This is a genomic window from Terracoccus sp. 273MFTsu3.1 (genome assembly GCF_000383675.1).
Classification (GTDB): Bacteria; Actinomycetota; Actinomycetes; order Actinomycetales; family Dermatophilaceae; genus Terrabacter.
Genome location: NZ_KB911825.1, coordinates 152,104 through 174,731, shown reverse-complemented (window position 1 = coordinate 174,731; position 22,628 = coordinate 152,104). Strand labels below are relative to the sequence as shown.

Annotated in this window: 17 protein-coding genes; 7 read left to right on the top strand and 10 right to left on the bottom strand. The window is 71.8% G+C overall.

What is annotated here, in order from left to right; all coding sequences use genetic code 11:
• Positions 1–103 precede the first annotated feature (103 nt).
• The 8 genes from mnhG to H283_RS0117590 form a co-directional block, all read right to left on the bottom strand.
• A complete protein-coding gene (gene mnhG / locus H283_RS0117625) occupies positions 104–469 on the bottom strand; it encodes a monovalent cation/H(+) antiporter subunit G (RefSeq protein WP_020144853.1) in 366 nt (121 codons plus the stop codon).
• Positions 466–792 (bottom strand): monovalent cation/H+ antiporter complex subunit F, encoded by a 327-nt coding sequence (locus tag H283_RS0117620; protein WP_020144852.1) that lies wholly within the window; start codon positions 790–792, stop codon positions 466–468. The genes mnhG and H283_RS0117620 overlap by 4 nt, the downstream gene beginning before the upstream one ends.
• Positions 789–1,508 carry a Na+/H+ antiporter subunit E gene (locus H283_RS25630; protein WP_020144851.1) on the bottom strand — a complete coding sequence of 240 codons (720 nt, stop codon included), beginning with the start codon at positions 1,506–1,508 and terminating at the stop codon, positions 789–791. Before H283_RS25630 ends, H283_RS0117620 begins: the two co-directional genes overlap by 4 nt.
• Positions 1,505–3,139: a Na+/H+ antiporter subunit D gene (locus H283_RS0117610; protein ID WP_020144850.1), complete on the bottom strand. Its 1,635-nt coding sequence runs from the start codon at positions 3,137–3,139 to the stop codon at positions 1,505–1,507. Before H283_RS0117610 ends, H283_RS25630 begins: the two co-directional genes overlap by 4 nt.
• Positions 3,136–3,618: a Na(+)/H(+) antiporter subunit C gene (locus tag H283_RS0117605; RefSeq protein ID WP_020144849.1), complete on the bottom strand. Its 483-nt coding sequence runs from the start codon at positions 3,616–3,618 to the stop codon at positions 3,136–3,138. Before H283_RS0117605 ends, H283_RS0117610 begins: the two co-directional genes overlap by 4 nt.
• Entirely contained in the window at positions 3,615–6,503 is a 2,889-nt protein-coding gene (locus H283_RS0117600) for a Na+/H+ antiporter subunit A (RefSeq protein ID WP_043649991.1), read from the bottom strand. Before H283_RS0117600 ends, H283_RS0117605 begins: the two co-directional genes overlap by 4 nt.
• Positions 6,504–6,680: 177 nt before the next feature.
• The gene (locus tag H283_RS0117595; protein ID WP_020144847.1) at positions 6,681–9,137 is read right to left on the bottom strand and encodes an immune inhibitor A domain-containing protein; all 2,457 of its coding nucleotides are present in this window, start codon (positions 9,135–9,137) and stop codon (positions 6,681–6,683) included.
• Between the two features lie 227 nt (positions 9,138–9,364).
• Entirely contained in the window at positions 9,365–10,036 is a 672-nt protein-coding gene (locus H283_RS0117590; protein WP_156023288.1) for a hypothetical protein, read from the bottom strand.
• 71 nt (positions 10,037–10,107) lie between these two features.
• On the opposite strand from H283_RS0117590, the gene H283_RS0117585 reads away from it, so the two are divergent.
• From H283_RS0117585 to H283_RS0117565, 5 genes are all read left to right on the top strand, one after another.
• On the top strand, positions 10,108–10,875 hold the full coding sequence (locus tag H283_RS0117585) for an SURF1 family protein (RefSeq protein WP_043650066.1): 768 nt from the start codon (positions 10,108–10,110) through the stop codon (positions 10,873–10,875).
• The gene (locus H283_RS0117580; RefSeq protein ID WP_020144844.1) at positions 10,872–11,267 is read left to right on the top strand and encodes a DUF3817 domain-containing protein; all 396 of its coding nucleotides are present in this window, start codon (positions 10,872–10,874) and stop codon (positions 11,265–11,267) included. Before H283_RS0117585 ends, H283_RS0117580 begins: the two co-directional genes overlap by 4 nt.
• Before the next feature lie 9 nt (positions 11,268–11,276).
• Positions 11,277–12,875 (top strand): glutamine-hydrolyzing GMP synthase, encoded by a 1,599-nt coding sequence (gene guaA / locus H283_RS0117575; protein WP_020144843.1) that lies wholly within the window; start codon positions 11,277–11,279, stop codon positions 12,873–12,875.
• Between the two features lie 498 nt (positions 12,876–13,373).
• Positions 13,374–16,040 (top strand): hypothetical protein, encoded by a 2,667-nt coding sequence (locus H283_RS0117570; protein ID WP_156023286.1) that lies wholly within the window; start codon positions 13,374–13,376, stop codon positions 16,038–16,040.
• A 180-nt stretch (positions 16,041–16,220) separates the two neighbouring features.
• Positions 16,221–16,748, top strand: coding sequence for a hypothetical protein (locus H283_RS0117565; protein WP_020144841.1), 528 nt, complete (start codon positions 16,221–16,223; stop codon positions 16,746–16,748).
• Positions 16,749–16,823: 75 nt separating this feature from the next.
• Here H283_RS0117565 and H283_RS0117560 read toward each other — a convergent pair whose 3' ends face one another.
• Complete coding sequence (locus H283_RS0117560; protein ID WP_020144840.1) at positions 16,824–17,303, bottom strand: hypothetical protein; 480 nt, start codon at positions 17,301–17,303, stop codon at positions 16,824–16,826.
• 158 nt (positions 17,304–17,461) lie between these two features.
• Between H283_RS0117560 and H283_RS25625 the strand changes: the two genes are divergently transcribed.
• Together H283_RS25625 and H283_RS0117550 are read left to right on the top strand one after the other, a co-directional pair.
• Positions 17,462–18,208, top strand: coding sequence for a phosphatase PAP2 family protein (locus H283_RS25625; protein ID WP_156023285.1), 747 nt, complete (start codon positions 17,462–17,464; stop codon positions 18,206–18,208).
• A 10-nt stretch (positions 18,209–18,218) separates the two neighbouring features.
• On the top strand, positions 18,219–20,885 hold the full coding sequence (locus tag H283_RS0117550; RefSeq protein ID WP_020144838.1) for an asparagine synthase-related protein: 2,667 nt from the start codon (positions 18,219–18,221) through the stop codon (positions 20,883–20,885).
• A 44-nt stretch (positions 20,886–20,929) separates the two neighbouring features.
• Here the strand turns inward: H283_RS0117550 and H283_RS0117545 are convergent, their stop codons facing one another.
• Entirely contained in the window at positions 20,930–22,606 is a 1,677-nt protein-coding gene (locus H283_RS0117545; protein WP_020144837.1) for a long-chain-fatty-acid--CoA ligase, read from the bottom strand.
• Positions 22,607–22,628 lie beyond the last annotated feature (22 nt).

Below are 22,628 nucleotides of genomic sequence, written 5' to 3'. Positions count from 1 at the left end.
GTATGCCTCATGCCATTTTCCGTGGGGGCCACGGGCCGACCGTAGGAGCTCGAGCAGGCTTGAGGTCAACCGCTGATGGCGTATGCCGTGTGGCCGCCTCGCGTCAGCGCGTGGGGTCCCAGCCCGAGCGGTCGAGAGCGTCGGAGAGCTCGTCGACGTCGAGGGTGTCCGGGTCGACGCAGCGGTTGCGGTAGGCCGCCCGCCCGACGAGGTGCGCGGAGACCGGGGAGGTGAAGAACTGCGTCGCGGCGAGCAGGACGAGCGTCGTGACCGCCGCCCAGGTGCGCAGCGTCAGGGCGAGCCCGGCGAGGATGAGGATGAGCCCGAGGGTCTGTGGCTTCGTCGCCGCGTGCAGGCGAGAGAGCGTGTCGGGGAAGCGGATCAGGCCGACGGCCCCGGCCAGGCAGAGGAACGAGCCGAGCAGGAGGCACACGGCCCCGGCGACGTCGAGGACGGACGACCACGTCATGACTGCTCCCACCCCTCGGGCTGCTGTCGCGGCTCCGGATGGTCGGCCTCGACCGCATCGGGCTCGTCGGAGTCACGGGACAGGAAGCGGGTGACGGCGACGCCGCCGACGAAGCCGACGAGCCCGAGGATCATGAGCAGCGGCAGGTAGGTCGTGGTCCGCTGGCGGGCCGACTCGAGCGCGACCCCGGCGATGACGACGACGAGGAGGATCTCGGCGGCGACGATGCGGTCGAGGTTGCTCGGACCCGTGAAGAGGCGCACGAGGACGAGCGCCGCCGCGGCGCCGAGCATGGCGAGCGAGATGCCGAGGACGATGGTCACGGGCGCTCCTCCCCGTCGCGGTCGATGGTGTCGTCGACGCCCGGCGCCTCGACGGTGTCGTCGAGGCCCGGCGCCTCGGCGCGGTCGGGGTGGTCGCCTGCATCACGAGGGGCGCTCGCCGGGTCCGGTGCGGCTGCCCCCGGACGGCCGGTCTCGAGCGCGGCGATCTCCTCGCGGGACCCGAGGGCCCGGACGACGCGCCGCTCGACCGCGAGGACGTGGGCGCGCTGGGCCTCGATGGCGCCCTCCCGCTCGACGTCGAGCAGGTGCAGGTAGAGCACTGAGGTCGAGCGCCGGGCGTCGATGACGACCGAGCCGGGCACGAGGGCCACGAGCTCGGCGGTCAGGGTGAGGTAGAAGTCGGACCGCGAGCGCAGCTGCACCTCGATCACGGCGTTGCGCGGGCTCCGGCGGCCGAAGGCGAGCCGGATGACCTGCCACGAGGCGCCGACGAGGTCGACGAGGAAGTGCGCGATGAGCAGGAGCACGCGGTGCGGTCGAAGCCGCCCCTGGAACTCGATCGAGGGGAGCGGGAACGCGTACGTCACGAGCAGGCCGACGAGGACGCCGTTGACGACGTTGCCCCACGTGACGCGGTCCCAGAGCAGGACCCACGCGAGGGCGATCGTCGCGACGGCACGCGGCTGCAGGACCCGCCGCCGACGGCGCGGCGACTCGGGCTCGTGCGCGGCCGTGGCCATCCGGACGTCGGTCATCGGCGGACCTCCACGGGAAGGACGCTCGTGATGTAGGGCTCGCGGCTCATGAGGTCGGTGGCCGCGCGCTGCGTGTAGGCGAAGAGCGGTCCGGCGACGACGGTGATGAGCAGCCCGACGACCGTCATGGCGGCGGTGGCGCCGAGCATGGTGCGGGGCAGCGCTCGGGGGCCGGTGTCGACGCGGACGGTCTCGACGAGGACGGTGCCGGCGGGGTCGGCGCTCGGCTCGACGTCGAGGGTGCCCGCCTCGATGGCCGCTGCCGTCTCGGTCGAGCGCGGGGCGTCGGCGAGGGTGCGCCAGAACGCCTGGCTCCAGACCTTGGTCAGGGCGTAGAGGGTCAGCAGGCTCGTGACGATGCCGCCGACGACGAGCACCCAGGCGAGCGGCGTGCCGAGCTCGATCCCGGCGTGGAGCAGCCCGACCTTGGCGAGGAAGCCCGAGAGCGGCGGGATGCCCGAGAGGTTCATCGCCGAGACGAAGAAGAGCGTCGCGAGCACGGGGGAGGCTACGGCGAGGCCGCCGAGGCGGTCGAGGGACGTCGTGCCGGCGAGGCGCTCGACGAGGCCGGTGATGAGGAAGAGCGCCGTCTGGATCGTGATGTGGTGCGCGACGTAGAAGATCGCACCGGCGGTGCCTTCGGGCGTCGCCAGCGCGATGCCGAAGATCATGTAGCCGATGTGGCTGACGAGCGTGAACGACAGGATCCTCTTGAGGCCCGACTGGGACACGGCGCCGAGGATGCCGATGACCATGGTGAGCAGCGCGGCCCACATGAGCAGCCCCTGCAGCGGCGAGTCGGGGAAGAGCAGCGTCTGGGTGCGGATGATCGCGTAGACGCCGACCTTCGTCAGCAGGCCGGCGAAGACGGCCGTGACCGGTGCCGGCGCGGTCGGGTAGCTGTCGGGAAGCCACGCCGACATCGGGAAGACGGCGGCCTTGATGGCGAACGCCGTCAGTAGCGAGAGCTGGAGCACGAGCGCGACACCGGGGGCGAGGTCACCGATGCGGATCGCCAGCTGGGCGAGGTTGACCGTGCCGGTCGCGGCATACGCCGCGGCGATGGCGACGAGGAAGAGCGCGGAGCTGAGCAGGCTGACGACGACGTACGTCGTGCCCGCGTGGATGCGCGCGGCCGAGCCGCCGAGCGTGATGAGGACGTAGGAGCTGAAGAGGAGGATCTCGAAGCCGACGAAGAGGTTGAAGAGGTCACCGGCGAGGAACGCGTTGGCGACGCCGGCCGAGAGCACGAGGTAGGTCGGGTGGAAGATCGTGAGCGGGGTCTCGCTCTCGCTCTCGTCGTCGCTGTCGGCCTGGCCCTGCCCGATGGCGAAGACGAGCACGAGCAGCGTGACGATGCCCGACACGAGGAGCATGAGGGCGCTGAGGCGGTCGGCGACGAGCGAGATGCCGAGCGGCTCCTGCCACGCGCCGAGCCACAGCACCTGCGGGCCGTTGACGTCGGTCTGCCACAGGAGGACCCCGGCGACGACGACGACGGCGGCGAGCACGGCGATGCTGACGCCCCGCTGCAGGCGCGGGGACCGCCGGAAGGCGAGGGTCAGGGCGGCGCCGAGGAGCGGGAGCAGCACCGGCAGCGGCACGAGGTTGGGCACGGCGGTGACGTTCATGGTCGAGGGCTCCCGTCGCCGTCCGCGAGCTCGTCCGACGTCGTCGTCGACTCCTCGGACGGGTCGTAGGTCGAGGACGTCTGGTCCTCGAGGGCGAGGCGCTGGATGCGGGCGTCCTCGGCGTCGTCGGGCACGTCGTCGGTGCCGGAGATCTGCCACAGGCGGTAGGAGAGGGCGAGCAGGAAGCCGATGGTCGCGAGCGAGATGACGATCGCCGTCAGCACCATGGCCTGCGGCAGCGGGTCGCTGATCGCGGCGGGGTCCTCGCCGACGAACGGTGCGCGCCCGGCGCGCCCGCTGATGACGAGGTAGAGCACGGCGATGCCGTTGCCGATGAGCACCATGCCGAGCAGGACGCGCACGAGGCTGCGGTCGAGTGCGAGCGCCGTGCCGGCGGCGACGAGCCCGACGGTGACGAGGACGAGCGTGATGTTGGGCTGCAGCGTCGACTCGATGAGTCCGGGGGCGAGCGTCGTCATGAGCGGGCCACCTCTGCCCGGCCGCCCGAGGAGGCGTCGGTCTCGTCGGTCTCCGCGGCCTCCTCCTCGGCGATCTGCCGGTCGATGCCGGTGCCGAGGCTGCGGACGATGTCGAGCATCATGCCGACGACGATGAGGTAGACGCCGACGTCGAAGACGAGCGACGTCACGAGGTGCACCTCGCCCCACGGCGGGAGGGTGAAGTCGACGGCCGTCGTCTCGAGGATCGTCCCGCCGAACGCGAGCGGGGCGAGGGCGGAGCCGACCGCGACGAGCAGGCCGAGACCGACGAGGAGCCCGGCGTCGAACGGCGCGGCCTCGTCGAGCTCGTAGCGGCCGCCCGCGAGGTAGCGCACGACGAGCGCGAGTCCCGCGACGAGACCTCCGGCGAATCCGCCACCGGGCTGGTTGTGGCCGGCGAAGAGAAGGAAGAGCGAGGCCGCGAGCATGATGTGGAAGACGAGCCGCGTCACGACCTCGAAGATGACCGAACGCTTCTCCTTGCGCATCGTCCGCCCCCCGTGCAGCCACGTGCCACGGCCGGCGTTGCTCGACGGCAGCGACTTCGACGTCGCGCGAGAGATCCGGGTGTTGCGGGTGCGGACGAAGATGAGGCTGGCGATGCCGGTCGCGGCGGCCACGAGGACCGACACCTCGCCGAGGGTGTCCCAGGCGCGGATGTCGACGAGCGTGACGTTGACGATGTTCTTGCCGTGGCCGAAGGCGTAGGCCTCCGTGGGGAACCCGGCCGACACGGGCTCGGCGGTGCGGCCCCCGGAGGCCACGAGCGCGATGGCTCCGACGGACGCCCCGACGGCCACACCGAGCGCGATGCGCCACGTGCGCGACGGCGAGTGGGGGTGGCGGGTGAACTTCGTCGGCAGTCGGCGCAGCGCGAGGACGAAGACGACGAGCGACACCGTCTCGACGAGCATCTGGGTGATCGCGAGGTCGGGAGCCCCGTGGAGGATGAAGAGCAGCGAGACGCCGTAGCCCGTCGCGCCGACGAGCATGACCGCCGTGGGCCGGCGGCGGGTCACGAGCACGAGCACCGCGGCGGTCACGACGACGACCCCGACGACGGCCTGCCCCGGGTTGTCCCAGAGCCGGACGTCCGGGACCGTGCCGCGGGTCACGGCCGCGAGACCTGGCAGGGCGACGAAGACGATGAGGATGCCGGCCAGGTAGATCGGGAGCGAGCCACGTTGGGTCACGGCGGTCGTCTCGACGGCCCCGCGGTCGACCCACCGCAGCGTGCGGGCGAAGCCGCGCTCGCCGTCGACGAGCGGCGGGACGCCGGACTGCACCCGGGCGACGAGGTCTCGCTGGGCGAAGAGGACGAGCCCGACGGCCACCGACACGAGCGAGAGCATCAGCGGCACGGTGACGCCGTGCCACAGGGCGAGCGACTGCGGCTCGGCCCCGACGGGGAAGCCCACGGCATACGGCAGCAGCCACGGGGACTCGAGTGGCGACAGGAGGCCGACGAACAGGCACGCCACGCCGAGCAGCAGCGGTGCGAGGACGAAGCCCGGGTGCGCTGCCTTGACCGGGGTCGGGGCGACGCCTGGCTTGGTCGCGAAGGCGCCCCAGAGGAAGCGCGCCGTGTAGGCGACGGTCAGGGCCGACCCGGCGACGACACCGAGGATCGCCAGCCAGCTCCACGGGGCCGGGAGCGGCGTGGAGGTCTGGACGTCCTCCCACAGCGACTCGAGCGCGCTCTCCTTGGACACGAACCCCGCCAGCGGCACGATGCCGGCCATCGAGAGGCCGGCGAGCGTCGCGGGCACGGCGACCGGGAGCAGCCGACGCCCGACGCCGGACAGCTCGCGCAGGTCGCGGGTGCCGGTGCACTTGTCGACGACCCCGACGGTGAGGAAGAGCGTCGACTTGAAGAGGGCGTGCGCGATGACGAGGGCCAGCGCGGAGAGGGCGGACGCCTTGGTGCCGAGTCCGGCGATCGCGACGATGAAGCCGAGCTGGCTCACGGTGCCGTAGGCGAGGAGCAGCTTGATGTCGTGCTGTCGCAGGGCACGCCACCCGCCGACGAGCATCGTGAAGAGGCCGAGGCCCACGGTCAGGGCGTGCCAGGCCGGGGCCCCCGCGAAGGCCGGGGCGAGCAGGGCGACGAGATAGATGCCGGCCTTGACCATCGCGGCTGCGTGGAGGTAGGCGCTGACCGGCGTCGGCGCGGCCATGGCGCCGGGGAGCCAGAAGTGGAACGGCACGAGCGCCGACTTCGACAGGGCGCCGACGAGCAGCAGCACGACGGCGGTCACGGTCAGGGCGTCGAGCGGCGGCGGGTCGGCGATCAGCGCGGAGATCGAGTACGTGTGGTGGACCCCGAGGGTGATGATGCCGACGAGCATCGCGAGGCCGCCGAACGTCGTGACGAGGAGCGCCTGCATCGCCGCGCGGCGGTTGGTCGAGCTTGCCGGGTTGTGACCGATGAGCAGGTAGGAGAAGACCGTCGTCAGCTCCCAGAACACGTAGAGCACGAGCAGGTTGTCGGTGAGGACGAGGCCGAGCATGGCGCCGGCGAAGGCCGTGAACACCGAGGTGAAGCGCCACAGCGTCGGGTCGCGGTCGGTGAAGTACCACGTGCAGTAGAGCAGGACGAGGGCGCCGACGCCGGTGACGAGGAGGCCGAGCACCCACGAGAGCGTCGTGACACGGAAGTCGAGATCGATCCCGAGGCCAGGGACCCACGAGATCCGTTGTGTCGGAAGGTTGCCCGCGCGAACATCACTCGAGACGGAGACGAGCCAGACGAACGAGGCGGCAGGGGCGAGCGCGAGGACGGGGAAGGCCTTCGTGCGCAGGACCGTGGCGAGCCACGGCGCGAGGGCGGCGGCGAGAAGGTGCAGGAGCAACAGTTGCGCCACGGCGGCCCCTCGGTCGTCGGGTGTGTCGAGCTCGGTCCAGTTCTGCGTCGGTCGTGACCCAATCCTAGGTGCAGCGAAGGGCCCCGCCGACCACTGGTCGGCGGGGCCCTCCCTGTCAGCTGCGGATCCGGATCGCTCCGGACCGCGGTGCCGGGTCGTCCCGGTCGGGGCGTCCCCTCACTTCGGGGCGACGAGGACGTTGAGCGAGTTGCCCTGCTTCGACGTGCCGACGACCCGGATCGTCGTGCCCGTCTTCGGCACGTCGACGCTGTACCAGCCGGGCTGGTAGCGGCCCGGGTGGGTGCCGGTGGCTCCGTGCTGGTCACTGCTGAACCACCACGTCCTCGTGTCGTCGAAGACCGACTGGGCCGGCTTCGAGGCCACGGTGCCGGCGGTGCCGTCGGCCGGGTTGTGCAGCGTGATCGCGTCGGTGGCCTCGAGCCCGAAGGTCGAGTCGTAGGAGAGGATCCGGTTGCGCATCAGCGTGCCGTTGGACCAGTGCGTGAACTCGGGGTGGGCGTCGACCGGGAGGACGAGCCCGGACCCCGGGTGGTCACCGACGTTGTTGTCGTTCTGCGAGGTGTCCCAGTAGTTGATGAGCAGCCCGTTCTGGTACGGGTAGCTCTCGACGAGGTCCGGCTTCGTCGGGAACCCGAAGTTGTAGGCCGTCCTCAGCGACGTGTCGTAGCCGTCGTACTGGCGGTTCTCGGCGATGTACGCGTTGAAGAAGGCCCGCTGGACCGATCCGGCGGTGGCCCGGAAGCCGCTGCCGTCCGCGGGCGTGAAGGTCCAGCCCGCCGCGGTCTCGGCGCCGTCGAGCGGCTGGCCCGTGATCGCGATGGCGTCGAGCTGCAGGCCCGGCGGCGGGGTGTCCACCCCGGGCTGCCCGACCTGAGCGCCGTCGGCCTTGTAGCGGAACTGCACGAGCACGGTCTTGCCGGCCCACGGCGAGAGGTTCGCCGTGAGGTCGGTCCACGACGCCTTGACGCCGGTGATGCCCTGTCCGAGGTTGTTGCCGTTCGGGTCGGTGGTGCGTGACAGGTTCGTCGGCACCTGGGTCCACGTGGCACCGTTGTCGGCCGAGACGCGCAGGTAGGCGTAGTCCCAGTCCTCCTCGATGTTGTAGCGGGCCTTGGCCGCGAGGCCGACCGTGCCGGCCGGCAGGGTCACGGACCTCGTCATCGTCGTGTCGAGGTCGTCGGCCGCGTCGCTGTAGTACATCTTCGAGCCCTCGTAGGGGTCGCCGAGCTCGAGGGGCACCATCTTGTCCGGCAGCACGGTGAAGAGGGCCTGCGCCTGCTTCGTCGCCGGCACGTTGGAACCGAGGGTGTGCGAGGAGCGCTTGCCGGCGTTCGCGACGTCGTAGAAGGGCCCCTGCTTGCCCTGCGGCTGGAGCCAGCCGAGCTGGAAGAGCTCGTAGGCGCCGAGGTCGGTCGGGTCGTCGCCGATCCCGTCCGGGCCGCCGTCGCCGATGTTGGCGCCGGAGCTCATGAGAGTCCAGAAGGCCGTGTTGTTCTCGGCGCCGCCGGTGTTGCCGGAGGTGTCGTAGAGGTCCGGGAGGCCGAGGTCGTGACCGAACTCGTGCGCGAAGACGCCGAGGCCGCCGTTCTCCGGCTGCATCGTGTAGTCGCCGACCCAGACGCCCGTCGGGTTGTTCGGCACGAGGGAGCTCGAGACGAGGCCCGCGTTGCTGCCGACGTTGACGCCGGCCCCGAGCGGCCCGCCGCCCTGGACGGCCGCGAAGGAGCGGTGGCTCCAGATGGCGTCGGTGCCCTGGTTCGGGTCGCCGGCGGCCTCGTCGCCACCTGCGTGGACGATCTGGAAGTGGTCGATGACGCCGTCGGGCTCGTTGAAGTTGCCGTCGCCGTCGATGTCGTAGCGGTCCTGCTGGTCAAACGTCTTGAGGTACGTCTGGACCTGGGCCATTGTCTGGCCGGCGTCGAGCTGGCTCTTGACCCAGACCGCGAGGGCGTCACGGACGAGGGCGGTCGACGTGTTGCAGACGATGCTGCCGCAGTAGTTGCGGCCGTAGAGCGCCTCGTTGAAGGGCACCTTGACCCATTCGGTGACGTCGCCCTCGACCGAGTAGCGGCCGGAGGACTGGCGCTCGTAGTACTTCGCCATCCGGTTGAAGTACATGTCCTGGTAGTGCGCCCGGTTGTAGTCGGTCTGCCACAGCGTCGAGTTGTCGACGGCGCGGTTCGGCGCCGGGATCTCGTTGTGGCGCGGACCGGTCACGTCGGTCGTGCTGCCGTCCGGCGGCGGTCCCTGGAAGATCGGGTTGGGGTACTGCTGGTCGCCGAACTCGACGATGACGACGAAGATCTTGTCGGTGCCCTCGCGTTCGAGCTGGACGTGCTGTCCCTTGCCGAGCGTGGCGACCTTGCCCTGGGCGCTCGGGTCGCCCTTGAGCCGCTTCTCGAGCGCCTTCTGGCGCATGGCGTCCTGCTTCACGGCCAGTGGCGAGCGCAGGTTGTCGTTGCGGGCCTTGCCCGATGCCGCGTTGTCGGCCTTGGTCTTGCCGACGTTGGGAGCCGCCTGCACCGGTGACGCCGCGATGGCGCCGGTGACGAGAGCTCCGGTGGCGAGCAGGCCGATGAGCCTGCGACGCCCGGTGTGCAGTGATTGCCTCACGAGGACCGTCCCTAGAAGTGTGAGTTTCCTGTGGGATGCCGTGCCCGCCGCTGTTCTTGCGCTGCGCCCCCGAGGCGCGACTTTCGCAGTCAAGACCTGCGCGCGGCGAGGAAGGCCCTTCGCTCCCCGTCGTTACCAATTCGAGATCTGACGGTCCATGCCGTTCGTCGGGTCGGTGCGCGTTTGTCCGCGTCTGCGCCCGGTTGTGCCGTCTGGGCGTCGGGCCCTCAGAAGGTGATGAACGTGTCGCGCGCGAGGAAGAAGCCGTGCCGGCTCGCCTCGTCGATGCACGTCACGCCGAAGCTCTCGCTGAGACAGGCGGTCGTCCCCGACGGTGGGGTGCGTGAGCCGTAGCCGAGCTCGGGCTCCCCGCCCGTGCGGATCGTGTCGGAGTTGCACACCGGCACCGCGCCCTTGGGCCCGAGCTCGATGCGGCCGATGTCCGTCGGCCCACCGGCCGGGCAGATCGAGGGCAGCGGTGGGTCGATCCGGCCCTTCTCCACCTCGCACGCGGCCACGCCGGAGTCGGTGCTGCGGCGGCACACGATGTTGCCGCTCGGGCTGCGGAAACGGTCGCTGACGGAGGCCGCGGGGCGGCCCGCGTCGAGGCGCGCCTTCGCCTCGTCGAACGACCGGGGTGCGCCGCGCAGCCTGCCGACCGCGAGGGCCGTCGGCACGTCCGTCGAGGTCGGCGCGCTCGTCGGCACCTGGGTCGGCGTCGCCGCCGGCGTGCCGGCACGCGCCGTGCTCGGCGCGTCGACGGTCACGGTGACCGTGCGTCGCGGCGTCGGGATGTCGGTGGCGCCGCACGAGGCGAGCAGGGACGCCACGGCGAGGGTGGCGGGAACGACGACGGCGGCTCCCGGCATACCTGCTCGGCGTCGGCGCAACGAGGACATGGCGCAGGAGTCTGGCACGGATGGGCGCCCCGGGTCAGGTCGGAGCCCGGGAGGTGACCTACCCTTGGGGCGTGTTCCGGCGCCTGCTCACCCCTCGCTGGGTCGGCATGCTCGCCGCCCTGGCCGTCGTCGTCGCCGCGTGCGTCCTGCTCGGCCTCTGGCAGCTCGGCGTGGCCCGTGACTCCGGCCGCCAGGACGCCGTGGCCACGGCCTCGACGCTCGAGCGGGCGCCCCTCGAGCAGGTGACCGCGCCGCACAGCGACTTCAAGAGCGACTACTCCAACCGCGCCGTCACCGTCACGGGCACGTATGCCGCCGGGCGCAGCCTGCTCGTCGTCGACCGCCGGCTCGACGGCAGGGTCGGCTCCTGGGTCGTGACGCCGCTCGAGACCGCGGGTGGCACCGTCCCGGTGCTGCGCGGCTTCGTCGACGGGACACCGGCGTCCGTGCCGGCGCCCCCGACCGGTGTCGTCACGGTGACCGGCACGCTGGGCCCGGGGGAGTCGCCTCGCGACGGCGCCCCGCTGCCCGCGCCGCAGGTGCGCTCGGTCGACCTCGCCTCGCTCGTCAACGAGTGGCCCGGCGATCTCTACAACGTCGTCGTGCTGGCCTCGGCCGAGTCCGCCGGGCCCACGGTGGGCACACCGCTCGCGGCCGCCGGTCTGACCCGCGTCCCGCCGCCGCCGCTCGATGCCCCGCTCAACCTGCGCAACGCGGCCTACGCGGTCCAGTGGTGGGTCTTCGGGATCTTCGCGATCTGGATGTGGTGGAAGATGTTCCGAGCAGAGCAGCAGGCGGACGAGCCCGTCGCTGCACCGAGAGAAGGCGCGACGACGTGAGCACGTACCCCCAGACCCTGGCCAAGCCGCAGCAGATCCGGTCGGCGCTGTCGATCTACCGGGTCCTCGCGACCGTCGCCGGCATCGCCCTCTTCGTGCTGATCCTCGAGATGGTCATGAAGTACGTCTTCAAGCAGACCAACGTCCTCACCGAGTACTGGAGCCCGATCCACGGGATCATCTACTTCGCGTATGCCGTGTCGGTCGCCAACCTCGGCCTCAAGGCCGCGTGGGGCCCGGTGCGCATCGTCAAGAACCTCCTCGCCGGGTTCGTCCCGGTGCTCCCGTGGATCGCCGAGCGGCGCAACACCGTCCAGACCGAGGCGCTGCTCTCCCGGGCCTACGTCGCGGGCGACGGGACGTCGTCGGAGGAGCCTTCACCGGGCCGATAGTCTTGGCGCGTGACTGACGCCGTGCCGAACGAGCCGACCGACCTCCAGAGCCACCCCGTCCTCGTCGTCGACTTCGGCGCCCAGTACGCCCAGCTGATCGCGCGGCGCGTCCGCGAGGCGCAGGTCTACAGCGAGGTCGTGCCCCACTCGATGGCCGTGGTCGACCTGCTCGCCAAGGAGCCGGCCGCGATCATCCTGTCCGGCGGCCCGAGCTCGGTCTACGAGGACGGCGCCCCGCGCCTCGACCCGGCGCTGCTCGAGGCCGGTGTCCCGGTCTTCGGCATGTGCTACGGCTTCCAGTCGATGGCCCAGGCGCTCGGCGGCACGGTGGCCCGCACCGGCGCCCGGGAGTACGGCAAGACCGACGCCGCGATCAGCGACGTCGGGTCGACGCTCTTCGCCGGCCAGCCGCCGAGCCAGACCGTCTGGATGTCCCACGGCGACTCCGTCAGCGCCGCACCCGAGGGTTTCGCGGTGACGGCCACGACCGCGGGCACGCCGGTCGCCGCCTTCGAGGACGACGACCGACGCCTCTACGGCGTCCAGTGGCACCCCGAGGTGCTCCACTCCGAGCAGGGCCAGCGCGTCCTCGAGAACTTCCTCTGGAAGGGCGCGGGCATCGCGCCTGACTGGACGCCCGGTCACGTCGTCGACGACCTCGTGACGACGATCCGCGACCAGGTCGGTGAGGACCGCGTCCTCTGCGCCCTGTCCGGCGGCGTCGACTCCTCCGTCGCGGCAGCGTTGGTCCAGAAGGCCGTCGGCGACCAGCTGACCTGCGTCTTCGTCGACCACGGGCTCCTCCGCGAGGGCGAGGCCGAGCAGGTCGAGCAGGACTTCGTCCAGGCCACCGGCGTCGACCTCGTCGTCGTCGACGCCCGTGAGCGCTTCCTCGAGGCGCTCGCCGGGGTCACCGACCCCGAGACGAAGCGCAAGATCATCGGCGAGCAGTTCATCCGCGTCTTCGAGCAGGCCGCGCGCGACGTCGTCCACGACCGCGGCGACGAGGAGCACCCCGTCAAGTGGCTCGTCCAGGGCACGCTCTACCCCGACGTCGTCGAGTCCGGTGGCGGTGAGGGTGCGGCCAACATCAAGAGCCATCACAACGTCGGCGGCCTGCCCGACGACCTCCAGTTCTCGCTCATCGAGCCGCTGCGCACCCTCTTCAAGGACGAGGTGCGTCAGGTCGGTCTCGAGCTCGGCGTGCCCGAGGTCATCGTGTGGCGCCAGCCGTTCCCCGGACCCGGCCTCGGCATCCGGATCATCGGCGCCGTCGACGCCGAGCGCCTCGCGATCCTGCGCCGCGCCGACGCGATCGCCCGCGAGGAGCTGACGCGAGCGGGCCTCGATCGCGACATCTGGCAGTGCCCGGTCGTGCTCCTCGCCGACGTCCGTTCGGTCGGCGTCCAGGGTGACGGCCGCACCTACGGCCACCCCGTCGTGCTGCGCCCCGTCGCGTCCGAGGACGCCATGACGGCCGACTGGGCCCGGGTGCCCTACGACGTGCTCGCGACGATCTCGACCCGCATCACCAACGAGGTCGAAGAGGTCAACCGCGTCGTCCTCGACGTCACGAGCAAGCCGCCGGGCACCATCGAGTGGGAGTGACCCGCTGAGACCGGACGACCCGACGAGGGCGGCCCCGACCCGATGGTCGGAGCCGCCCTCGTCGCATCCCGCACCGTGACGTCGCGCGGCGTCGCGCGTAGCACCTCCTGGTGTCGCCCGTCGGGATAACCACAGACCGTCGTCCCCCAATTCTTGGGGAGTGCCACCCCCCACCGTGGCGCATGCCCGGCGGCGGCGTGGCTCCCACGATGGACGCAAGTCCTTGAGGGGGGATCGTGATGAGTCGATGTGACGCTCGTCCGGCACCGGGTCGACCGGCGACCCGCAGGCGCTGTGCCGCGCCGACCGGCCGGAAGGTCACCGACGGCCACGGACCTCGCCGGCGCGCCGCCGCCGCCACGCGCACCCCGGGCCCTGGAGCCGACACCCGGGCACCGTGCCGCCGCGACCCGCGGGATCGGTCGCGGAGCCCTGTTCAGGGCGGGCCACCCCACGTCAATGCCAGTCAACGCAGCAGGAGATGGATGGAGGACGCAGATGTCTAGTCAACTGGGGGGTGCGCTCACGAAGCGCCACGTAGGCGGACCGGATCCGGGGGGCGGTGTCCGGCGACACCGACTGCTCGCGGCCGCGGCCGCCCTCGCACTCGCCGCGGGCCTGGGACCCGTGGCGAGCAACGCGGCGCACGGCGCTGCCACCCCGCTGGTCGCCCCGGCGATCAACCCGGCGGTGGCGTCGAGCACGCAGTTCGACATCACCGGGTTCCTGCAGTCCGCGACCCTCGACTCGGCGAGCGACCCGCACTCAGGTGGCACGCTGACGCTGAACGGTCACACGGTCGTCGTCCCGAAGGAGACGATCGTCATCCTCCCGGCGAGCGCCCTGACGTGGCAGGAGCTCTTCACCCACGCACCGGCGCCGTACGGCCCGACCCAGACCGGCATGGCCCTGGGCGACAGCCCGAAGCCCCTCACGACGTACGAGGTGCACGTCGTCGGCAACCGCGTCGTCAACGGCAGCGGTGACCGCTACATCGCCGGGATGGTCGACATCTCCGAGCAGGACCTCAACAACGGGGCCGGCTACGTGAGCTACCTCAACTACTCCACCGGCGAGATGGAGGTCGGCGGCACGCCCGGCGTCGCAGGCACGGGCACGCGCGTGCGCATCAACGACCCCGCCATCGCCGGGTCCACGACGTCCGGTCGCTACGGCCGGGCGACGTCGCCGGACGACCGCTTCCAGGTCGACCAGGACAACCCGACGATCCTCGCCGAGACCGGCTTCCCGATGTGCATCCCGCGCAGCGCGCCGACGACGACGAACGACGACCCCGAGTGCCCGCAGACGAACCGTCCGGTCTACGACGGGACGACGGACACCTCGGGCATCACCCCGCAGCCCGCGCTCCCGGTGGCCGGCGCGGCATACACGATGTTCCGGATGGACTCGCCGGCCGACGTGGACGCCAACACGTGCGCCCGCGGGGCGTGCGCGGACCCGCGCAAGCAGGCGCCCTTCGAGATCGGCGACTACGTGACGTTCGCCGGCAACCTCATCCAGGACGGCGGGGCCAACGGTGGGCAGTACATCTCCGCCCACACCATCGTGGCGAGCCTCGGCATCTACACCCAGCCGGGCGTCGACCCCGCCTACGTGTCCGTCGACGTGTCGATCCTCGGCACCGGTGGCCTGACGATCTTCGGTGCCGGTGAGGCAGCCGTGCGCACGAGGTTCGAGGGCATGACCACCGACGAGACGCGCATGATCCGTCTCTACGGAGTGGACATCAACCCGGCCACGGGTGCGACGAGCGACCGCGAGTGGGGCACCATCATGCCCGACCCCGGGCCTCCCGGCGGTGCGGTGCGCGGACGCTGGCGGTTCCGGCCCCCGTGCACGGCGACGGTCCCGACCCAGAAGGCGTGCACGCCTCCACCCGGTGGGCAGTTCATCCCGCCCACGCGTGAGGTCCGCGCGGTCGTCGACGGGCTGTCCGAGTTCGTCCCGGGCACCCTGGATGCGAACCCCCGCAGCCAGGTCCCGGGCACCTCGAGCGCCAGGACCGCGGCCAACGGGATCTACTACGGGCAGTACCACGCCCCGATCGGTGAGTACATCTTCCCGGAGAACGTCCCCGGCTCCCCGGTGCCGGAGAACAACTTCAACTCGATCCCGTTCCTGGCGTACGGCGGATACTCGTCGCTCACCGGCGTCCAGGCCGGCGTCCTGAGCCCGTGGCCCAGCAGCGTGGCGGCACCGGCCGTCGTGTGTGCCGTGCCGACGATCAACGGTGCTCCGTACTCCGTCGCCAACGGTGGGACGATCCCGCTGTCCGGCAGTGTCACCGCCGGTGCCTCCACCCCGGTGACCCTCCAGTGGACGGCCGGGACGTCGGCCGGAGGCACGAACCTCAACGGTGCGCTCACCGGTGCCGGCACCACGACCCCGACGTTCAACGCGACGGGACTCGCAGCGGGCACCTACCACCTGACGTTCACCGTCTCGAACGCCTGCGGCGTCGCCTCCGACGCCACGACGATCACCGTCCAGGCGGCACCCAAGCCGACGATCAGCCCGATCCAGAACCAGACGGTGACCGCGGGCAACCTCGTCACCCTGACGGCGACGAGCAGCTCGCTGCCGGCGCCCACCTGGGTCTGGAGCCAGACGTCCGGCCCGGCCAACCCGGCCCTCAGCCAGACGCCGTCGGCGGCCACGGCCACCGGGTCGTCGCAGCTGAAGTTCACGCCGACCGTGGCGGGGACCTACACCTTCGGCGTCACGGCGACGAACGCCAACGGGTCCTCGCCGGCCACGTCCGTCACGGTGACGGTCACGGCATCGGTGCCGACCAACGTCACGCTGACCCCGGTCGAGTACCGGACGTCCAAGCAGCGGCTGATCGTGACCGCGACGTCGACGGACACGACGGTCAGCAGCATGCGGCTCCTGCCGTACCTCACGGAGACGGGCACGATGTTCGACCCGGCGACGCTCGGCGCTGCGAACCTCACGGTCTCGCTCGTCGCGCCCGGCTCGTTCACCGTCACGGCCGTCGGGGCCCCCGCCCCGGCCTGCAACCTCGGCGGCGTGTATGCCACCCCGTGTGCGCAGACGCCACTGACGGTGAAGTCGCTCAACGCGGCCGGCTCGGTGATCGGCACCAGCGGCCCGTCGAGGCTCGACAAGATCCGGCAGTAGGCGCAGGGCACGGTGGCTGTCGGGGCCGCACCCCCCGACCCCGACAGCCGTCCGCAGGAGCCGTCGGGGCCGGGGCCCGCACCTCCCGGCCCCGACGGCGAAGCAGATGGACCCGGGGGACCGCCTCCTCCTCCCCGCGGAGGCGGTCCACCGGGCTCCGTCCACGACGAGGAGGGCCCCATGTCAGCCCGACCGGAGACCTCGCCCGCGCAACGTCTCGCCGCGGCGGCCACCGCGCTGCTCGTCGGCGCGGCGCTGTCCGGGTGCGCGGGCGGGTCCGACCCCCGACGGTCGCCTGCAGCGCTTCCTGCCGCGACGCCGCTGGTCGCCGCGACGTCGATGGCCGCGGACCCGGGTCCGGCCACCCCGAGCGGGACCGCCGAGCCGAGCGAGCCGGGTCGGCTGGTCGTGCCCGCGCCGCGAGCGGCCCACGTCGACCGGATCGAGGTCGGCAAGTGCTGGACCAACGCGACGAGAAGCCAGGGCGGTCAGCTGCTCATCGCCGCGCGGAGCTCGGACCCGGCCGCGCACCTGCGCGCCTACCGAGCGGACGGCTCCCTCATCGGGGATGTCGCCAACGGTGGCGGACAACGCTACGGCGGCACCGTCTTCGCCTACGAGCGCACCGACCCGGTGCACGTCACGATCCGCAGCAGCGCCGGCGGCAGTGTCACCGTCGCCACGACGTCGTTCCGCGTCGAGGACTGAGCCCCGGCCCCACGGTCAGGTATGCCGGGTGGCGGGCCACCCGGCATACCTGTCCGTCGCGAGTGGTGGCGAAGGTCAGAGGCCGGTGGCTGCGATGTAGACGGCGGGGTTGCCGTTGGGGTTGACCAGCACGGCGGGCATGTGGCAGTAGTCGGGCAGCCACACGGTGTCGTCGATGCGCGCGTCGCCGGCGGCGTCGAGCGGAGCAGCCATCGTCGTGGCGACGGGCATGCCGTTGCAGACGACCGTCGCGGTGATCGTCTTGACCATGCCGGTCCCGACGCCCGGGATCACCAGGCCCTCGACCCGCACACGGACCCGCCCGTTCTCACGGACGCGGGCGAAACCCTCGTCGACGACCCAGGGGCGAGGGGCTGGGGGAACCATCCCGATCATCGGACCGCCGGGCATGCTGCCCTGCAGGTCGGCGCGCAGGATGGTGTGGCCGGACCCGCCCGAGGAGCCGTGGCTGGCTGACGCAGCGGGGGCGACGAGCGCGGTGAGGCCGAGGACGGCGCCGGTGACGAGGGAAGCTGTGCGAAGCGTTCTGTGCATGTCGTGCTCCTCCGGTTGGTGGTGTGTCGCGGTGGGGGACGGGCCGTGGTCGACACGACGCGGCTCCTCATCCGAAGACGTCGGCAGCACACCGGTGAGTTCACACCGGGACGATGCGTGTGGTCCTCCGCCACCGGTCCCCTCGTTACCGTGGGGTCATGACGACCCGCGCGAACCGCCGGCCGGCGCGGGATCCCTCGCCGCCCGCGGGTGCTCCGGCGCCGGGGCACCCCGACGGGCTGTGGCACCACGTGTCGGGGCCGGCCGTGGCGCTGCTGCTCGGCGCGGGCTTCGTGCTCCTCACGCTGAGCGTCGTGCGGCACGGCGCTGCGATCAGGCTCGACGACCGCGTGCTCGCGCTGACCCCGGGGCGGGGCACCGGCCCGGTGCTGCCGGACCTGCTGACCTTCGGCATCGTGCAGCTGGCGACGCCGGTGCTCTCGGTCGCCGTGGTGGGCGCCGTCACGATGGCCGTCTGCCTGCGGACGGGTCGGTGGAGCCCGTTGCTGCTCGCCGCACCTTCGATCGTGGTGGTGTCGACCACGGTCCTCCTCGGCAAGGGCCTCATCAGCCGGACGTCCCCCGCTGTCCCCGGCATGCTCGGCGGCGACGGCTCCTACCCCTCCGGCCACACCGCCACCGCGCTCGTGTGCGCAGGTGTCACCGCAGAGCTGGTGTCGCGCCTGCGTCCGCGACGCCGGACGACGGCCTGGGCCGCTGCCCTGGTGTGGAGCGGGCTCGTCGTGGTGTCCCTCCTGTGGCTGCACTTCCACTGGCTCAGCGACGTCGTGGCCTCGCTCCTGCTGGGATCGCTCGTGCTGTGGCTGATGCTCCGGTGGCCGCTGCGCCTCGGGCGGGCGGTCGGCGCCCCGTGGCTGGACGAGGGGCCTCCCACGGCCCGTTAGGGTTGACGCCATGTGTGGAATCGCGGCCTACTGCGGGTTCGAGGCCGACGAGGCCCTGCTCGACCGACTGCTGGCGACGCACCCCGGTGCCGGTCCTGGCGCGACGTCCCGCGACGGAGACGCCGGCCTCGGAGTCCGCGCGGGACAACCGCAGGAGGCGGCCGACCACCACGACGCAGACGTGGCCAGGCTGGCAGTGTCCCGTGGTGGACGGTTCACGCTCGCCCTCGACGGCGAGCTGTACAACCGCGCCGAGCTGCGGGCCGACCTCGAGACCCTCGGTCACGACTTCGGTGTGGGCAGCGACGCCGAGGTCGTCCTCGCGGCCTTCACCGAGTGGGGGACCGACGGCCTCGACCGGCTCGACGGAGCCTTCGCGCTCGCGGTCTGGGACCGGGACACCCGGCGGATGACGCTCGCACGAGACCACTTCGGCGTGCGTCCCCTCTACCTCGCCCGGGCCGGTGAGGGGTGGCTCGTCGCGAGCGAGATCCGCGGCATCCTCGACAGCGGCCTGCACGAGCGTCGCCCCGACGACCGCACGATCTACCGCTACCTGCGCTTCCGCGTCCACGACGACGGCCGGTCCACCTTCTTCGCAGGCATCGAGCGCGTCGGGGCGGGCGAGGTCGTCACCCTCGGGGCCGACCTGCCCGGTGGTGTGGAGCGTCGTCCCTTCACCAGGCTGCGCGAGGAGCTGTTGGCCCTCGGCAAGGCGCCGCGGCCCTACTCCCCGTCGGTCGCCGCCGAGTTCCGGACCCTGCTGACGGCTGCCGTGCGACGCCGCGCCACGTCGTCGGGTCGCGTCGGCACCGCCCTGTCCGGCGGTCTCGACTCGGCGGCTGTCGCGGCGCTGCTCGACGTCGTCGAGCACGAGCCCGGCCGGTCGGCCGCCGATCCCGTTCAGGACACGTGGTCCGCGATCTACCCCGGTTCGCGCAACGACGAGCGCACGCACGTCGACGCCGTCGTGGCCGCGCTCGACGGGCGGGTGCGCGAGCATCGCATCGAGCCGTCGCCGACCGAGTTCAAGCAGGACCTCCGCGACCTCGTGCGCACCCAGGAGGAGCCGCTGGTCTCGACCGGTGCCTACACGCAGTACCGCGTGCTGCGCGAGGCGGCCGACCGTGACGCCGTCGTCCTCGACGGCCACGGCGGCGACGAGACCCTGGCCGGCTTCGGCCCGCACCACCTCATCCACCTGCGCGAGCTGCGCCACCGCAGCGCGGTGAGTGCCGCCTCGGAGCTCGGGCGCTCGCTCGACGTGCTCTACCGCCGGGGCCGGCCGCTCATCGGCGACCGGCTGCACGGCCGCAAGGACGTGCCGGTGGCCTCCCTGCTCGACGCCGACTTCGCCCGCGCCCACGCCGCCGAGGGCTACGACGTCGAGAAGGCCGACCTGCGGGCCCGTCTCGTGGACGACGTCTTCACCGGCTCGCTGCCGGCCCGTCTGCGCTACACCGACAAGAACGCGCGCCGCTTCGGCGTCGCCGTGCGGATGCCGTTCGTCGACCGCGACCTCGTGCGGTTCGTCTTCGGCCTCGCCGACGACGCCCTCGTCAAGGACGGCGTCGGCAAGCGCGTGCTCCGTGACGCGATGCGGGGACTGCTGCCCGACTCCGTCGTCGACCGTCGCGACAAGGTCGGCGCGACGACGCCGCAGGGCGAGTGGTTCATGCGCCTCAAGAACCACATCTACGGCGAGTTCCTCTCCGAGTCCTTCGCCAACCGGCCCTACTTCGACCAGACGGCGGTGCTGCACGCCTTCGAGGGCTGGATCAAGGGCACGAACTCGATCGACTCGATGACCGTGTGGCGCATGCTCAACCTCGAGCTCTGGCTCCAGGAGTTCTTCGACGAGCGCGAGCCGCAGGACCCCGGTCAGGCAGCGCACGTCAAGACCGACTACGAGCCAAACGCCCGCAAGCAGCTCGACCTCGTGACGGAGGACGGCACCGCGGTCCGCCGCTACCCCTTGCGCACGGAGCTCTACGCGCGCGAGGACGACCTCGAGGCCAAGACGCTCGGCTACATCGACCGCTTCTTCTCCGGCCTGCCCGAGGCCGGCCCCGAGCACGCAGCAGCCACGAGCGGCCGGTGGTACTTCTTCATCTCCGAGAAGATCGTCGCCATCACGCAGGGGCGCTCGTACTTCATCTGGGACATCAAGGTCGGCCGCCCGGCCCGGCTGCTCAGCCGCTACGTCACGCGCACCCCGGCCGGCATCGGCCTCGGCTCGCCCTTCACCATGCAGCTCGCCATCGAGGAGGCGGGCCTGCCGCGGGTGCTCTTCGCCTCGGCAGGTGGTGCCGTCGGCAAGGTGCTCGGCAAGCGGGGCCTGTTCTACGACCTCGTCGGCGGTGACATCCGTGCCATCGACGGTCCGACCGAGTACTCCGTCTACCCGGCCAACGTGTCGGCCAAGCTCGGTCCCAAGGACCCCGACGACGTGGCCGCACACCTGTCGGCAGCCATCCGCGCGCGGGTGCCGGAGGCCTACCGCGACACCTTCGGCGGCACGGTCGTCATGGACGCCAACGACATCGGCCGCAACGTCCTCGGCAAGGACGCTCCGGGAGCCAAGGAGCGCTACGAGCTGATGTTCGCCGACAACCCGCTGGGACAGGGATCCGAGCAGACGCCGATGGCCATCGTCTTCGAGACGCCCTCTGCCTGAAGGACTTTCGGCCGTATGCCGTCCGGCGGTGAGGGTGCCGGGCGTCAGCTCTCGATGAGCGACTCGCGCACCTGCTTGCGCAGGACCTTGCCGATCTGCGACCGAGGCAGCTCGTCGACGACGACGACACGGCGCGGCACCTTGTAGGCGGCGAGGTCCGCCCGGCAGCGGGCGCGCACGTCCTCGACGACGAGCTCGACACCCGGCTCGGTCGTCACGGCCGCCACGACGTCCTCGCTGCCGTCGTGCTTCGGCAGCCCGACGACGGCGGCGTCGGTGATGCCGGGGACGGTGCGCAGCACGGCCTCGACCTCCGACGGCATGACGTTGAAGCCGCCGGTGATGATGATCTCCTTGATGCGGTCGACGACCGAGACGAAGCCGTCGGGGTCGACGACGACGATGTCGCCGGTGCGAAACCAGCCGCCGTCGAGCAGGGCCGCCGCGGTCTCTTCCGGCCGGCCCCAGTAGCCGCCGAAGACCTGCGGCCCCCGGATGAGCAGCTCCCCACGCTCGCCCGGGTCGCGGTCGCGGGTCGGGTCGTCGGGGTCGACGACGCGGATGTCGGTGCTGGGGAAGGGCACGCCCACGGCGCCGGGCCGGCGGTCGCTCCCGATGGGGTTGCCGAGGGCGACGGGCGAGGTCTCGGTGAGGCCGTAGCCCTCGACGAGCAGGCCGCCCGTCACCTCCTCCCAGAGCTCGAGCGTCTCGCGGGGCAGCGCCATGGCACCGGAGATCGCGAAGCGCGTTGCCGTCAGGTCGATCCCGCGCTCGCGGGCGGCGGTGGCGAGGCGCTCGTAGATGGGTGGCACGGCGGGCAGGAACGTCGGTGGGTGCTTCTTCGCGGCGGTGAGCACGAGGTCGACGTCGAACCGGGGGAAGAGCACGAGGCGAGCCCCCATGCTCATCGCGAAGGTGAGGCACAGCGTGAGTCCGTAGGCGTGGAACATCGGCAGCACGGCATAGACGACCTCCTGACCCGGGGTCAGGCCGGGCACCCAGGCACGTCCCTGCGCGGCGTTGGCCATGAGGTTGCCGTGGCTGAGCATCGCGCCCTTGGGGACGCCGGTCGTGCCGCTCGTGTACTGGATCGCGGCGAGGTCGTGGACGGACGGCCCGGGCGTCGACCGGTCGAGCGGACCGTGCCTCAGGACGTCGGACCACGGGGTCGTGCCGGGAGCCGGCCCCGTGAGCTGCGCGCGCAGCGCCCGGACCCGGGGGACCGGCAGCCGCAGTCCGAGGCGCTTCGTCCAGGGCATCGACGCGGTGATGTCGACGGCGACGACGTGCGCGACACCCGAGAGTGCGGTGATCGTCGTGGCCATGCGGTCCCACGCGATCGCGACGGTCGCACCGTGGTCACCGAACTGGTGAGCCGTCTCGGTCGGGGTGTAGAGCGGGTTGTGCTCGACGACGACCGCTCCGAGCCGGAGCACGGCGTAGAACGCGACGATGTGCTCGGGGCAGTTCGGCAGGACGAGCGCCACCCGGTCGCCCGGACGGACCCCGAGCCGGCGCAGGCCCTCGGACGCCAGGTCGACCCGGCGCCCGAGGTCGGAGTAGGACAGCTCGGCGCCGAAGAACTCGAGCGCCGGACGGTCGCCGTAGGTGGTCACGGCCTCGGTCAGCAGGTCGACGAGCGAGGAGACAGGTGGCTCGATCTCGGCCGGAACACCCTTGGCGTAGTGGGCGACCCACGTGTGCTCCAGTCCCGCCGTCATCCGAGCCTCCGCTCCGGTGGTG

Bases quoted from the DNA above. Each gene is read 5' to 3' on its own strand.
- H283_RS25630 (WP_020144851.1), bottom strand. From the start codon at position 1,508: ATGACCGACGTCCGGATGGCCACGGCCGCGCACGAGCCCGAGTCGCCG.
- H283_RS0117565 (WP_020144841.1), top strand. From the start codon at position 16,221: ATGTCAGCCCGACCGGAGACCTCGCCCGCGCAACGTCTCGCCGCGGCG.
- H283_RS0117610 (WP_020144850.1), bottom strand. From the start codon at position 3,139: ATGAACGTCACCGCCGTGCCCAACCTCGTGCCGCTGCCGGTGCTGCTC.
- H283_RS0117590 (WP_156023288.1), bottom strand. From the start codon at position 10,036: ATGTCCTCGTTGCGCCGACGCCGAGCAGGTATGCCGGGAGCCGCCGTC.
- H283_RS0117550 (WP_020144838.1), top strand. From the start codon at position 18,219: ATGTGTGGAATCGCGGCCTACTGCGGGTTCGAGGCCGACGAGGCCCTG.
- H283_RS0117560 (WP_020144840.1), bottom strand. From the start codon at position 17,303: ATGCACAGAACGCTTCGCACAGCTTCCCTCGTCACCGGCGCCGTCCTC.
- H283_RS0117605 (WP_020144849.1), bottom strand. From the start codon at position 3,618: ATGACGACGCTCGCCCCCGGACTCATCGAGTCGACGCTGCAGCCCAAC.
- H283_RS0117545 (WP_020144837.1), bottom strand. From the start codon at position 22,606: ATGACGGCGGGACTGGAGCACACGTGGGTCGCCCACTACGCCAAGGGT.
- H283_RS0117570 (WP_156023286.1), top strand. From the start codon at position 13,374: ATGTCTAGTCAACTGGGGGGTGCGCTCACGAAGCGCCACGTAGGCGGA.
- mnhG (WP_020144853.1), bottom strand. From the start codon at position 469: ATGACGTGGTCGTCCGTCCTCGACGTCGCCGGGGCCGTGTGCCTCCTG.
- H283_RS25625 (WP_156023285.1), top strand. From the start codon at position 17,462: ATGACGACCCGCGCGAACCGCCGGCCGGCGCGGGATCCCTCGCCGCCC.